Origin of the sequence: Pseudomonas sp. KBW05, assembly GCF_003852405.1 — a bacterium.
GTDB lineage: Bacteria > Pseudomonadota > Gammaproteobacteria > Pseudomonadales > Pseudomonadaceae > Aquipseudomonas.
Genome location: NZ_QAJM01000018.1, coordinates 1 through 13,763 on the forward strand (window position 1 = coordinate 1; position 13,763 = coordinate 13,763).

The 13,763-nt window shown below is 60.5% G+C and carries 10 protein-coding genes and 1 tRNA gene; 8 read left to right on the plus strand and 3 right to left on the minus strand.

Annotation, left to right across the window (positions count from 1 at the left end):
- Positions 1–67: 67 nt before the first annotated feature.
- Both folK and folB read right to left on the minus strand, forming a co-directional pair.
- The gene (gene folK / locus DBR46_RS17145) at positions 68–586 is read right to left on the minus strand and encodes a 2-amino-4-hydroxy-6-hydroxymethyldihydropteridine diphosphokinase (protein WP_124527142.1); all 519 of its coding nucleotides are present in this window, start codon (positions 584–586) and stop codon (positions 68–70) included.
- Positions 577–930 carry a dihydroneopterin aldolase gene (folB, locus tag DBR46_RS17150; protein WP_015886183.1) on the minus strand — a complete coding sequence of 118 codons (354 nt, stop codon included), beginning with the start codon at positions 928–930 and terminating at the stop codon, positions 577–579. The genes folK and folB overlap by 10 nt, the downstream gene beginning before the upstream one ends.
- Positions 931–1,004: 74 nt before the next feature.
- On the opposite strand from folB, the gene plsY reads away from it, so the two are divergent.
- Positions 1,005–1,574 carry a glycerol-3-phosphate 1-O-acyltransferase PlsY gene (gene plsY / locus DBR46_RS17155; RefSeq protein ID WP_017739514.1) on the plus strand — a complete coding sequence of 190 codons (570 nt, stop codon included), beginning with the start codon at positions 1,005–1,007 and terminating at the stop codon, positions 1,572–1,574.
- A 32-nt stretch (positions 1,575–1,606) separates the two neighbouring features.
- Here the strand turns inward: plsY and tsaD are convergent, their stop codons facing one another.
- Positions 1,607–2,632, minus strand: a complete 1,026-nt coding sequence (gene tsaD, locus DBR46_RS17160; protein ID WP_017739515.1) for a tRNA (adenosine(37)-N6)-threonylcarbamoyltransferase complex transferase subunit TsaD — start codon at positions 2,630–2,632, stop codon at positions 1,607–1,609.
- Between the two features lie 202 nt (positions 2,633–2,834).
- On the opposite strand from tsaD, the gene rpsU reads away from it, so the two are divergent.
- From rpsU to DBR46_RS17195, 7 genes are all read left to right on the plus strand, one after another.
- On the plus strand, positions 2,835–3,050 hold the full coding sequence (gene rpsU, locus DBR46_RS17165) for a 30S ribosomal protein S21 (protein WP_002551877.1): 216 nt from the start codon (positions 2,835–2,837) through the stop codon (positions 3,048–3,050).
- A 442-nt stretch (positions 3,051–3,492) separates the two neighbouring features.
- The gene (gene dnaG, locus DBR46_RS17170) at positions 3,493–5,466 is read left to right on the plus strand and encodes a DNA primase (RefSeq protein WP_124527143.1); all 1,974 of its coding nucleotides are present in this window, start codon (positions 3,493–3,495) and stop codon (positions 5,464–5,466) included.
- A gap of 67 nt (positions 5,467–5,533) precedes the next feature.
- Positions 5,534–7,384: an RNA polymerase sigma factor RpoD gene (rpoD, locus tag DBR46_RS17175; protein ID WP_124527144.1), complete on the plus strand. Its 1,851-nt coding sequence runs from the start codon at positions 5,534–5,536 to the stop codon at positions 7,382–7,384.
- A gap of 122 nt (positions 7,385–7,506) precedes the next feature.
- Positions 7,507–11,250, plus strand: a complete 3,744-nt coding sequence (locus DBR46_RS17180) for an EAL domain-containing protein (RefSeq protein ID WP_124527145.1) — start codon at positions 7,507–7,509, stop codon at positions 11,248–11,250.
- A 15-nt stretch (positions 11,251–11,265) separates the two neighbouring features.
- Positions 11,266–11,342 (plus strand) — tRNA-Ile (locus DBR46_RS17185).
- Positions 11,343–11,475: 133 nt separating this feature from the next.
- Positions 11,476–11,922 (plus strand): Lrp/AsnC family transcriptional regulator, encoded by a 447-nt coding sequence (locus tag DBR46_RS17190; RefSeq protein WP_017739520.1) that lies wholly within the window; start codon positions 11,476–11,478, stop codon positions 11,920–11,922.
- Positions 11,923–12,068: 146 nt separating this feature from the next.
- Positions 12,069–13,760 carry an NAD(P)/FAD-dependent oxidoreductase gene (locus DBR46_RS17195; protein ID WP_124527146.1) on the plus strand — a complete coding sequence of 564 codons (1,692 nt, stop codon included), beginning with the start codon at positions 12,069–12,071 and terminating at the stop codon, positions 13,758–13,760.
- Positions 13,761–13,763 lie beyond the last annotated feature (3 nt).

Sequence of the window (13,763 nt, forward strand, 5' to 3'; positions counted from 1 at the left end):
CCCAAGATGTTGGGGCCGCTAAGCAGCCCAGCGGGAGCAAGCTCCCTCGCCACAGAAAGCTCAGTGCCTACAGAAGCTCGTTGGGTGTGAGCTGCTGGCCCTGCCACTCAAACCCCACAGGCGCCAGCACCTGGTCGATCTGCGCATCGCGCCACAGCTCGGCCAGCGTCTTGCCGACCTCAGGGTGCACACGCTGCGGCGCCATCAACGACAGCGGCCACAATACGAAGGCGTTCTTGAGGATTTCTGCACGCGGCAGGATCAATCCATCGAAATTGCCCACCAGATCACCGTACAACAGCACGTCGATATCCAGCGGCAGGCCCTTGCGATCCGGCGCATAACGGCCATTGTCGGCCTCGATGAACTTCAAGCGGCGATCCAGCTCCATCAACGGCAGGTCGGTATAGGCTGACACCACCAGATTGAAGAACGGACCACTCTTGATCCCCACCGGCTGGCTTTCGAACACCGCCGAGCAGCGGATATCCGTCAAAAAACTCGCCAGCGCGTCAAGGCCAGCGCACAGATGAGTCTCGCGCTCGATATTGCTGCCAAGGCCAAGGTAAACCTGAGTTAGCGACATCCGCGCTCGATCTCCACGCCCACACCCTTGGCAGCCGGCACGGCCCCGGGCTTGGTCAACTTGAGGTGCAGCCAGGGAATCTGGAACTCACTCATCAACACTTCGGCCAGGCGCTCGGCGAAGGTTTCCACCAGCTGATATTGGGATTGCTCGGCAAACGCCTGGATACGTGCGGACACGCTGGCGTAGTCCAGGGCCAGGGTCAGGTCGTCACCGGCCGCAGCTGGGCGATTGTCCCAGGCGAAGCTCAGGTCCAGGCGCAGGCATTGGCGGATTCCGCGCTCCCAGTCGTAGGCCCCGATCACGGTGTCAACTTCCAGGCCTTCGATAAACACTCTGTCCAAGCACTCTTCTCCGCAGCACGACAAGGGCGCGATGCCCCGTTAGAATCAGGGCGTCCTCGCCCGGAATAGTTAGCATGTTTTGGTCACTGGCGATTCTCGCCTACCTGCTCGGCTCGCTGTCCTTCGCCATTTTGCTCAGCCGCCTGACGGGAAATCCCGACCCGCGAATGAGTGGCTCAGGCAATGCCGGCGCCACCAATATGTTGCGCCTGGCCGGCAAGAAGCTCGCCGTGCTGACGCTGCTGGGCGACCTGTGCAAGGGCCTGCTGCCCGTACTGATCGCCAGCCTCGCCGGCCTTACCCTGCAACAGCAGGCGTGGATCGGCGTGTGCGCCGTCCTCGGCCATCTGTTTCCCCTGTACTTCCGCTTTCGCGGCGGCAAGGGCGTCGCCACGGCAGCCGGCATGCTGCTGGGGATCTACCCACCCGCGGCCTTGCTGGCCGTTATCGCCTGGCTGCTGACGTTCTACCTGACCCGCACCAGCTCGCTCGCCGCGCTGATCGCCACCCCGCTGACCCTGCCGCTACTGGCCTGGCAGGAACCGGCGGCGCTGCTGCCGATGAGCGTGCTGACACTGTTGATCGTATGGCGCCACCGCGGCAATTTACGCGACCTGTTTGCCGGGCGCGAACGGCATTTTTAAATACCCGCGATGAACCTGGCTCACGTTACGCGTTACAGCGGCGACAACTGCTCCATCGGCCAGCGTGCCTGCACGCTGATCGCCAGGCTTTCATGCTGCCCGGCCTGCAAGCGCTGGCAGCCGGCATAGGCGATCATCGCGCCGTTATCGGTGCAGAACTCAGGGCGCGCATAAAACACATCCCCTTTCATGTCGCCGAGCATTTTTTCCAACGACGTGCGCAACGCCTTGTTGGCGCTGACGCCGCCAGCAATCACCAGGCGCTTCATGCCGGCCTGTTTGAGGGCGCGCTTGCACTTGATGGTCAAAGTCTCCACCACGGCCTGCTGGAACGCCAGTGCGATGTCGCAACGGGCTTGCTCACTGTCGTCCCCGGCGCTGACGCTGTGCTGCCAGGTATTCAGCGCAGAGGTTTTCAGGCCGCTGAAGCTGAACATCAGGCCCGGGCGATCACACATCGGCCGCGGAAAGGTATAGCGACCGGCCACACCTTTTTCGGCAAGACGGGCGATTTCCGGGCCACCTGGATAATTGAGGCCCATCATCTTCGCAGTCTTGTCGAAGGCTTCGCCGGCGGCGTCGTCCAACGATTCGCCCAGCAGGGTGTATTGGCCGATGCCATCCACCTGAACCAGCTGCGTGTGACCGCCGGAAACCAACAAAGCGACGAACGGGAACTCAGGCGGTGTTTTTTCCAGCATCGGCGCCAGTAAATGGCCTTCCATGTGGTGCACGCCGAGGGCCGGAATGCCCCAGGCAAACGCCAGCGCCTGGGCGCAAGAAGCCCCAACCAGCAGGGCTCCGACCAATCCAGGGCCTGCGGTGTAGGCAATCGCGTCGATCTCGGTCGGCACGCAGCCGGCCTCGTCCAGCACCTGGCGAATCAACGGCAGCATGCGTTTGACGTGATCGCGGCTGGCAAGCTCCGGCACCACGCCGCCATAGGCGCGGTGCAGGTCGATCTGACTGAACAGTGCATCGGCCAAAAGCCCGCGTTCACTGTCGTAAAGTGCGACACCGGTTTCGTCGCAGGAGGTTTCAAGTCCCAGTACTAGCATGGGTTTGCGCCTTGTAGAGGCTGAATTCGAAGGCGCGCATAATAGTCGCCACTCCCCCTCCCGACTAGCGGTTTTCGATCAGAGGCTTTGCATTCCGGGCAATGAGGGGTTAACATCCGCAACCCTTAAAAACCGACGACCTCAGCCGCGAATTTCTTGCGACGAGAACGTTGATCCCGGTAATGAAAGAAGGTAGCTCTGGATGCCAGCCGTCAAAGTTAAAGAGAACGAACCCTTCGACGTAGCTCTGCGTCGTTTCAAGCGCTCCTGCGAAAAAGCCGGTGTACTGGCTGAAGTTCGTAGCCGCGAATTTTACGAGAAGCCAACTTCTGAGCGTAAGCGCAAAGCAGCAGCCGCTGTTAAGCGTCACGCTAAGAAAGTTCAGCGCGAACAGCGCCGCGCCGTTCGTCTGTACTAATACACAGACGTTCGTAGCAAGCTTCTGCCAAGCCCGGCCCTCAGCCGGGCTGTTGGCATTTGCGGATATCGCTTGATGCTTCACTGTTGACGCCGCACACGCGACCGAAACAACTGCTTCACACGTCAGGACTGGCTCTTCTGCCAGCGGTGCACGTCTCTTCTGACGAGTCTAACAAGGCTACTGACGAGCACACTTATTCTTCAAACAGGCGATCAACTGAGTCGGCTGTGCCTGCACGAGCTTCCGAGGCCCACCATTGGCCAACACCGGATGCCGGGGCAACATTTCCATGCCGAAAAGCTGATTGAAATTAACGTCAGTGAATGAACGGCAGATACACTTCCTGAAAGCCCAAGCAGACAGTTGATGATCGAGCCACGATAAGTGCGCCCGAGCACATCGCGGGCCCTCATTTACACGCAGTGATGACGAGAACGCCATGGCCGGGCTAATTCCCCAGAGCTTTATTGACGACCTTCTGAACCGCACCGACATCGTCGATGTTGTCAGCTCACGCGTGCAACTGAAAAAAGCCGGCAAGAACTACACGGCCTGCTGTCCGTTTCACAAAGAGAAAACCCCGTCGTTCAGCGTCAGCCCCGACAAGCAGTTCTACTACTGCTTCGGCTGCGGCGCGGGCGGCAACGCCCTCGGCTTTCTCATGGACCACGACAACCTGGATTTCCCCCAGGCCATCGAGGACCTGGCGAAGGCTGCCGGCATGGAAGTCCCGCGCGAAGAAAGTGGCCGCCCGCACAAACCGCGCCAACCCACCGATTCGCCGCTGTACCCACTGCTGACGGCCGCTGCCGACTTTTATCGCCAGGCGCTGAAAAGCCATCCGCAGCGCAAGGCCGCCGTCGACTACCTCAAGGGTCGCGGCCTCACCGGCGAAATCGCCCGTGACTTCGGCCTGGGTTTCGCCCCGCCCGGCTGGGACAACCTGTACAAGCACCTGAGCAGCGACACCCTGCAACAAAAAGCCATGATTGACGCCGGCCTGCTGGTGGAGAACGCCGAGACCGGCAAGCGCTACGACCGCTTCCGCGACCGCGTGATGTTCCCGATCCGCGACAGCCGTGGCCGTATCATCGCGTTCGGTGGCCGTGTACTGGGGGACGACAAGCCCAAGTACCTGAACTCCCCGGAAACCCCGGTATTCCATAAGGGCCAGGAACTCTACGGGCTGTTCGAAGCGCGCAAAAACAACCGCAACCTCGATGAAATCATCGTGGTTGAAGGCTATATGGACGTGATCGCACTCGCCCAGCAGGGCCTGCGCAACGCGGTGGCAACCCTGGGTACCGCCACCAGCGAAGAACACTTGAAGCGCCTGTTTCGTGTAGTGCCCAGCGTCTTGTTTTGCTTCGACGGCGACCAGGCCGGCCGCAACGCCGCCTGGCGCGCCCTCGAAGCCACACTGTCGAGCCTGCAGGATGGACGCCGTGCGCGCTTTTTGTTCCTGCCCGAGGGCGAAGACCCGGACACCCTGGTCCGCTCCGAAGGCACCGACGCATTCCGCGCACGCATCAATCAACATGCGCAGCCGCTGGCAGACTACTTCTTCCAGCAACTGACCGAAGAGGCCGATCCGCGCTCCCTCGAAGGCAAGGCCCACATGGCCACCCTCGCTGCGCCGTTGATCGACAAGGTACCGGGTGCCAACTTGCGCACCTTGATGCGCCAGCGCTTGCAGGAAATCACCGGTTTAAGTGGCGAGGCGGTCAGCCAACTGGCCCACAGCGCACCGCAAGATGCAGCGCCGCCAGCCTACGACCCCGGCATGGATTACGACGCCATGCCGGACTATGCCGACTTCCACCAACCGCACGAGGCCTACACGCCCCAGCAGGAGTGGACCCCGAAAAAGCCCGGCGCCGGCGGCAAGCAATGGGACAAGAAACCCTGGAGCAAGAACGGCAAGCGCGGTGATCGTGACGAGGCCTACGCCCCACGCACCCCAGTCGCCGTAGAAGCGCCAACCTTGATTGCCCTGCGCACGCTCATCCATCACCCGCAATTGGCGGGCAAGGTTGAAAGCGCCGATCACTTTGCCAACGCCAGCAACACGTACGCCCAGGTGCTAATCGCGCTGATTGAAGCAGTGCAGAAAAATCCTAAGCTAAACTCAATTCAGTTGATGGCTCGCTGGCACGGCACCGAACAAGGACGTTTGTTGAAAGCACTCGCGGAAAAGGAGTGGCTAATTGACGGCGACAACCTTGAACAACAGTTTTTAGACACCATTACTAGGTTATCCGAGGGCCAGCACACGCAGACCCTCGACGAACTCATCAAGAGAGCGAGGCAGCCAGGATTATCGGCTGAAGAGCAAATTCAGATAGCAAAACAGATGCGCGACCTCTTAAAACAGAATGTTTCCGCATCAAACCCGACCTCAGCTGGCGTGTGAGGTCATAGCTCGGGTATAATCCTCGGCTTGTTTTTTGCCCGCCAAGACCTTCAGTGGATAGGGTGTTATGTCCGGAAAAGCGCAACAGCAGTCTCGTATCAAAGAGTTGATCACCCTTGGTCGTGAGCAGAAGTATCTGACTTACGCAGAGGTCAACGATCACCTGCCTGAGGATATTTCAGATCCAGAGCAGGTGGAAGACATCATCCGCATGATTAATGACATGGGGATCCCCGTACACGAGAGTGCTCCGGATGCGGACGCCCTTATGTTGGCCGACGCCGATACCGACGAGGCAGCCGCTGAAGAAGCCGCTGCTGCGTTGGCCGCGGTGGAGACCGACATCGGTCGCACGACTGACCCTGTGCGCATGTATATGCGTGAAATGGGTACCGTCGAGTTGCTGACACGCGAAGGCGAAATCGAAATCGCCAAGCGTATTGAAGAGGGTATCCGTGAAGTGATGGGCGCAATCGCGCACTTCCCTGGCACGGTTGACCACATTCTCTCCGAGTACACTCGCGTCACCACCGAAGGTGGCCGCCTGTCCGACGTCCTGAGCGGTTATATCGACCCGGACGACGGCATCGCGCCGCCAGCTGCCGAAGTACCGCCGCCTGTCGATGCCAAAGCCGCGAAAGCGGACGATGACTCCGACGACGACGAGGCTGAAGCCAGCACCGACGAAGAAGAAGAAGTCGAAAGCGGTCCAGACCCGATCATCGCTGCCCAGCGCTTCGGTGCGGTTTCCGATCAAATGGAAATCACCCGCAAGGCTCTGAAGAAGCACGGTCGCGCCAACAAGCAGGCAATCGCCGAGCTGCTGGCCCTGGCTGAGCTGTTCATGCCGATCAAGCTGGTCCCGAAGCAATTCGAAGGCCTGGTTGAACGCGTTCGTAGCGCCCTTGAGCGTCTGCGTGCACAAGAGCGTGCGATCATGCAGCTCTGTGTCCGTGATGCGCGCATGCCGCGTACCGACTTCCTGCGCCAGTTCCCGGGCAACGAAGTTGACGAAAGCTGGTCCGACGCACTGGCCAAAGGCAAGGCGAAATACGCTGAAGCCATCGGTCGCCTGCAACCGGACATCATCCGCTGCCAGCAAAAGCTGACTGCGCTTGAAACCGAGACCGGCCTGACAATTGCCGAGATCAAGGACATCAACCGTCGCATGTCGATCGGTGAGGCCAAGGCCCGCCGCGCGAAGAAAGAGATGGTTGAAGCGAACTTGCGTCTGGTGATCTCCATCGCCAAGAAGTACACCAACCGTGGCCTGCAATTCCTCGACCTGATCCAGGAAGGCAACATCGGCTTGATGAAGGCTGTGGACAAGTTCGAATACCGTCGCGGCTACAAGTTCTCGACTTATGCCACCTGGTGGATCCGTCAGGCGATCACTCGCTCGATCGCCGACCAGGCCCGCACCATCCGTATCCCGGTGCACATGATCGAGACCATCAACAAGCTCAACCGTATTTCCCGGCAGATGTTGCAGGAAATGGGTCGCGAACCGACCCCGGAAGAGCTGGGCGAACGCATGGAAATGCCTGAGGATAAAATCCGCAAGGTATTGAAGATCGCTAAAGAGCCGATCTCCATGGAAACCCCGATCGGTGATGACGAAGACTCCCATCTGGGTGACTTCATCGAAGACTCGACCATGCAGTCGCCAATCGATGTCGCCACCGTTGAGAGCCTTAAAGAAGCGACTCGCGACGTACTGTCCGGCCTCACTGCCCGTGAAGCCAAGGTACTGCGCATGCGTTTCGGCATCGACATGAATACCGACCACACCCTTGAGGAAGTCGGTAAGCAGTTTGACGTGACCCGCGAGCGGATCCGTCAGATCGAAGCCAAGGCGCTGCGCAAGTTGCGCCACCCGACGCGAAGCGAGCATCTGCGCTCCTTCCTCGACGAGTGATACCAGAACCCCCGGCCCAGGCCGGGGGTTTTGTTTTGCATCGAGAAAACTCTGCGTAACCCCCCTCCCCCCGCAATGCCCGTCTACACTCGAAACATTCCCCGTGCCATAACGAGACCGTTATGCCCAGATTGCCGACTGTGTTGCTGCTGTCGCTGCTGACCTGGACCGCAACGGCTGGCGCGTTGACTCTTACCGATGATGAGCGTGGCTGGCTGGCGGACCATCAGGAGCTGCGGCTGGGGGTGGATGCGTCATGGCCACCCTTCGAATACCGCGATGAAAATGGCCACTATCAAGGCCTGGCCGCTGATTACGTGCGCCTGATCCAGGACCGCCTGGGCGTAAGGGTCAAGCTGATCGAACCGGCCAGTTGGAGCGCTGTGCTCGAACAGGCCAGGAACAACCAGCTCGATTTGCTGCCCGGCATCATGTCCACCCCGGAACGCCAGAGCTACATGGCGTTCACGCGCCCCTACCTGGACTTTCCCATCGTGATCCTGGCCCATGAGGGCGGCGCCAAGCCCCACAGCCTCAAGGACCTCTACGGGCTGAAGATTGCCGTGGTGGAGAATTACGCACCCCATGAACTGCTGCGCACCCACCACCCTGACCTCAACCTGGTGGCCATGCCAAATGTCAGCTCGACCCTGCAAGCACTGGCCACCGACGAAGTGGATGCCGTGGTCGGCGACCTCGCCTCCAGCGTCTGGAGCCTGCGCCAACTGAAGCTCGATGGTTTGTACGTGAGTGGCGAAACGCCCTATCGCTACCAACTGGCGATGGGCGTACCCCGGGACAACAAAATGCTGGTCGGCATCCTCGATAAAGTCCTCGCCGACCTCAGCCCACAAGAAACCGACGCCATCCAGCAACACTGGGTGGGCAGCATCACCGATCACCGTGAATTCTGGACTGACCTGCTGACCTACGGCTTGCCGGCGGTATTGCTGCTGAGCACCGTGCTGGCCATCGTCATTCGCATCAATCGGCGGCTCAGCTCGGAAATATCCCGCCGCGTTGCGCTCGAACAAGAACTACGCAGCAGCGAATACCACTATCGCGGCCTGGTGGAGAGCCTGTCCGCCATCGCGTGGGAAGCCAGCGTTGTCGATTTCACCTACAGCTACGTGTCACCCCACGCCGAGGAATTGTTGGGCTATCCCCGCGCCCACTGGTTGATCCCCGGTTTCTGGCGCAACATCATTCACCCGGCCGACCTGACACGCGCCGAAACCTATTGCTTGCGCGAAACCCGCGCCAACCGCGACCACAGCATTGATTACCGCGTCATCACCGCCGATGGCCACTGCCTATGGGTGCGCGATATTGTCAGCCTGATAGAACACGGCCATGAGCCAGTTTTGCGCGGCTTGATGATCGACATCAGCGAAGCCAAACGCACGGAAGAAGCCCTGCAACTGTCCGAGCAAAAGTTTGCCTCGGTATTTCAGCAATGCCCGGACATATTGATAATCGCCCGGCTGTCCGATGGCTGCCTGCTGGAAGTGAACAAGGCGTTCGAAGATCAGGTTGGCCTGAGCGCCGAAGAGGTGGTAGGTAAAACCGGCACGGCGCTGAACATCTGGGGGACTGGGGAGACTGGCCCAGATCTGCTGCAACGGGTGCAGACCTCCAGCATCCGCAACCTGGAGATGCCCTTTCGGCGCAGCAACGGCCAAGCCTTTACCGGCCTGATTTCCGCCGAACCGTTCCAACTCGACACCATCGAAGCCATCGTGGTGGTGGTGCGCGACATCTCCCAGCTCAAGGAAACCCAGCAGCAACTGCAAACTTCCGAAGAGAAATTCGCCAAGGCGTTCCATGCCTCACCCGACGGCCTGCTATTGAGCCGCCAGAGCGATGGCCTGCTGATCGAAGTGAACGATGGCTTCAGCCGTATTACCGGTTTCAACAGTGCGGCATCCCTCGACCAGTCATCCCTGGACCTGGGCATCTGGGTCGATCTCAACGAACGCAAGCACATGCTGGAACTGATGCACCGCGACGGTTATGTCCGCGACTTCATCTGCCATATCCGCCGCAGCGACGGGCAGATCCGGCTCTGCGAGTTGTCCAGCCGGCCACTGCCCATTGGCGATGACGACTGCATGCTCACCATCGCCCGCGACATCACCGAACGCCAACTCATGCAGGAGAAGCTGCAACAGGCCGCCACGGTATTCGAAAGCACCGCCGAAGGCGTGCTGATCACCGACACCCGGCAGAACATCAGCGCAGTCAACCGCGCCTTCAGCGAGATCACCGGCTACAGCGAGACCGAAGCCCTGGGCCACACTCCGCGCCTGCTCGCCTCCGGGCTGCACGACAGCGCGTTTTATGCCGCGATGTGGCATCAACTGACGGCCCAAGGGCATTGGCAGGGCGAGATTTCCAACCGCCGCAAGAACGGCGAGGTTTACCCGAGCTGGCTAACGATCAGCGCCGTACGCAACCGCGACCAGTTGATCACGCACTTTGTCGCCGTGTTTGCCGATATCTCCAGCCTCAAGCTGGCCCAGGCGCGCCTCGACTACCAGGCCCACCACGACCCCCTGACGGGCCTGCCCAACCGCACCCTGTTCGAAAACCGACTGCAGGCCGCCCTCAACGGCCATCAGGAAACCGGCAAGCAAGGCGCCGTGCTGTTTCTCGACCTCGACCGCTTCAAACACATCAACGACAGCCTCGGCCACCCCATCGGCGACCTCTTGCTCAAGGACATCGCCGTGCGCCTCAAGGAGCAACTGCGCGACATCGACACCGTCGCCCGCCTCGGTGGCGATGAATTCATCATCCTGCTGCCAGGCCTGCAACACGCCACCGACGCCGACTACCTCGCGAACAAACTACTGGCGTGCTTCACCCCACCGTTCCAGGCCGGCGAACACGAGTTCTTTATCAGCGCCAGTATCGGCACCAGCCTTTACCCCCAGGACGGCACCGACGTGGCCACCCTGGTGAAGAACGCCGACGCCGCGATGTACCGCTCCAAGGCCAAGGGCCGCAACCGGGTCGAAAGTTACACCCGCGACCTCACCGCCCAAGCCAACGAACGCGTGGCGCTGGAGCACGAACTACGCCGCGCCATCGAACGCGACGAGCTGAGCCTGTACTACCAGCCAAAACTCAGCCTGGTGACGCAAGAACTGATCGGCGCAGAAGCCCTCATCCGCTGGCACCACCCAACCTTTGGCGACGTGCCCCCCGAACACTTCATTGCCCTGGCCGAAGAAAACGGCATGATCCTGCAGATTGGCGACTGGGTACTCGAACAAGCCTGCCGACAAATGCACGCCTGGCGTCGCACCTTCGACGACTTCGGCACACTCTCGGTCAACCTCGCCGGCGCGCAGCTGCGCCACCCCAACCTGCTGTCACGTATCGAACAACTGCTGCACGACTACCGCCTCGAACCCGGCTGCCTGCAATTGGAGATCACCGAAAACTTCATCATGAGCCAGGCCGAAGAAGCACTGGAAGTCCTGCACCAACTCAAGCACCTGGGCGTACAACTGGCGATTGACGACTTTGGCACCGGTTATTCATCCCTCAGCTACCTCAAGCGCCTGCCGCTGGACTTCCTGAAAATCGACCAATCCTTCGTCCGCGGCCTGCCCGACGACCCCCACGACGCCGCCATCGTGCGCGCCATCATCGCCCTGGGCCACAGCATGCAATTCACCATCATCGCCGAAGGCGTGGAAAACCCTGCGCAACAAGCATTTCTTGCCGCAGAAGGCTGCGAGCAGATGCAAGGCTACATCGTCAGCCTGCCCCTACCGCCCGAGCTTTTTGCCGCGAGCTTTCTTCGTATGAGCCTTGAGGATTTTTCGGATAGCACAGCAGAGAAACCATCGCTATAATCCGCGACCTGTTAAGGGCCTATAGCTCAGTTGGTCAGAGCAGAGGACTCATAATCCTTTGGTCCACGGTTCAAGTCCGTGTGGGCCCACCAAACAAGAAAGCCGCGCATTGCGCGGCTTTTGCGTTTCTGGCGCAATAGTTTCCCAACCCACCCGGCCGAATAAAAAACCGAAATTGTCCAAAAAACGTCCACACTCTCAGCGCCAACCCACTGGAGCCCTCCCTTGTCCGCCCTAGATGAAATCGACCGCCAACTGATCGCCGCCCTGCAGATCAACGCGCGCGAAAGCGTGGCCATGCTCGCCCGGCAGTTGGGCATCGCGCGCACCACGGTGACCTCGCGCCTGGCGCGCCTGGAAAAGACCCAGGTCATCACCGGTTACGGTGTACGCCTCGGCCAACGGGTGGCGGACGGCGGCTTGCAGGCTTATGTGGGAATCACGGTACAACCGCGCTCAGGCAAGGAAGTCCTGCGCCGCCTGAGTGCGATGGCCCAGGTCCAGCAGTTGTGCGCCGTGAGTGGCGAATTCGATTACGTGGCGTGGCTGCGCACCGATTCGCCGGAGCAGCTTGACCAGTTGCTGGACCAGATCGGCAGCGTCGATGGCGTGGAGAAAACCACCACCTCGATCATCCTCAGCAACAAATTGGATCGCGGACAGCCAGTTTGACCACCAACATCGTCACTCTGACTAAAAACAGCTCAATACGACGACACATTGCGTCTTATTAACGCGCGCTACGCTCCCTAAACTGGCTGCCATCTTTTCCTATACTCAGCGGGACGTGCCCCACCGAGTTGCTAGCCAGGTCAGCCATGAACCCATTCAACAAAAACAATCGCCACCCTGCAGACGGTAAAAAGCCCATCACCATCTTTGGCCCGGACTTCCCCTTCGCCTTTGATGACTGGATCGAACACCCCGCCGGCCTGGGTAGCATTCCCGCCGCCCACCATGGCGCCGAAGTAGCGATTGTCGGCGCGGGCATTGCCGGCCTGGTCGCCGCGTACGAGCTGATGAAGCTGGGCCTCAAGCCCGTGGTGTACGAAGCCTCGAAAATGGGCGGCCGCTTGCGCTCCCAGGCATTTGAAGGCGCTGAAGGCATCATCGCCGAGCTCGGCGGCATGCGCTTCCCGGTGTCGTCCACCGCGTTCTACCACTACGTGGACAAGCTCGGGCTGGAAACCAAACCGTTTCCTAACCCGTTGACCCCAGCGTCTGGCAGTACCGTGATCGACCTGGAAGGCCAGACCCATTACGCACAAAAGCTGTCGGATTTGCCGGTGCTGTTCCAGGAAGTGGCCGACGCCTGGGCCGATGCCCTGGAGGCCGGCTCGCAGTTCGGTGATATCCAGCAAGCCATCCGCGACCGTGACGTGCCGCGCCTCAAGGAGCTGTGGAACAAGCTCGTGCCGCTGTGGGACGACCGCACTTTCTACGACTTCGTCGCCACCTCCAAGGCGTTTGCCAAGCTGTCATTCCTGCACCGCGAAGTCTTCGGCCAGGTCGGCTTCGGCACCGGTGGCTGGGACTCGGACTTCCCCAACTCCATGCTGGAAATCTTCCGCGTGGTGATGACCAACTGCGACGACCACCAGCACCTCGTCGTCGGCGGCGTGGCACAAGTGCCCATGGGCATCTGGCGCCATGTGCCGGAGCGTTGCGCCCACTGGCCGGCCGGCACCAGCCTCAGTTCGTTGCACCGTGGCGCGCCACGGGCCGGGGTGAAGCGCATTGCCCACGCCGACGGTGGCCGTTTCGCCGTCACCGACAACTACGGCGACACCCGTGAATACGCCGCCGTGCTGACCACCTGCCAGAGCTGGCTGCTGACCACCCAGATCGAATGCGACGAAAGCCTGTTCTCGCAAAAAATGTGGATGGCCCTGGACCGCACCCGCTACATGCAATCCTCGAAGACCTTCGTGATGGTCGATCGCCCGTTCTGGAAAGACAAGGACCCGGAAACCGGCCGCGACCTGATGAGCATGACCCTCACCGATCGCCTGACCCGTGGCACTTACCTGTTCGACAACGGCGACGACAAGCCGGGCGTGATCTGCCTGTCTTACTCGTGGATGAGCGACGCGCTGAAAATGCTCCCGCAGCCCATCGACAAGCGCGTGAAGCTGGCCCTCGACGCCCTGAAGAAGATCTACCCGAAAGTCGATATCAAGGCGCGCATCATCGGCGACCCGATTACCGTGTCCTGGGAAGCCGACCCGCACTTCCTCGGGGCCTTCAAAGGTGCGCTGCCCGGTCACTATCGCTACAACCAGCGTATGTATGCGCACTTCATGCAGAAGGACATGCCCGCCGAACAGCGTGGGATTTTTATCGCCGGTGACGACGTTTCCTGGACCCCGGCCTGGGTGGAAGGCGCCGTGCAAACTTCGCTGAACGCGGTGTGGGGCATCATGACCCACTTCGGCGGCAGCACTCACCCCGAGAACCCGGGGCCGGGCGATGTGTTCGATGAAATCGGCCCGATCGCCCTGGCCGAGTAAGGA

Bases quoted from the DNA above. Each gene is read 5' to 3' on its own strand.
- folK (WP_124527142.1), bottom strand. From the start codon at position 586: ATGTCGCTAACTCAGGTTTACCTTGGCCTTGGCAGCAATATCGAGCGC.
- plsY (WP_017739514.1), top strand. From the start codon at position 1,005: ATGTTTTGGTCACTGGCGATTCTCGCCTACCTGCTCGGCTCGCTGTCC.
- tsaD (WP_017739515.1), bottom strand. From the start codon at position 2,632: ATGCTAGTACTGGGACTTGAAACCTCCTGCGACGAAACCGGTGTCGCA.
- rpsU (WP_002551877.1), top strand. From the start codon at position 2,835: ATGCCAGCCGTCAAAGTTAAAGAGAACGAACCCTTCGACGTAGCTCTG.
- dnaG (WP_124527143.1), top strand. From the start codon at position 3,493: ATGGCCGGGCTAATTCCCCAGAGCTTTATTGACGACCTTCTGAACCGC.
- rpoD (WP_124527144.1), top strand. From the start codon at position 5,534: ATGTCCGGAAAAGCGCAACAGCAGTCTCGTATCAAAGAGTTGATCACC.
- DBR46_RS17180 (WP_124527145.1), top strand. From the start codon at position 7,507: ATGCCCAGATTGCCGACTGTGTTGCTGCTGTCGCTGCTGACCTGGACC.
- DBR46_RS17195 (WP_124527146.1), top strand. From the start codon at position 12,069: ATGAACCCATTCAACAAAAACAATCGCCACCCTGCAGACGGTAAAAAG.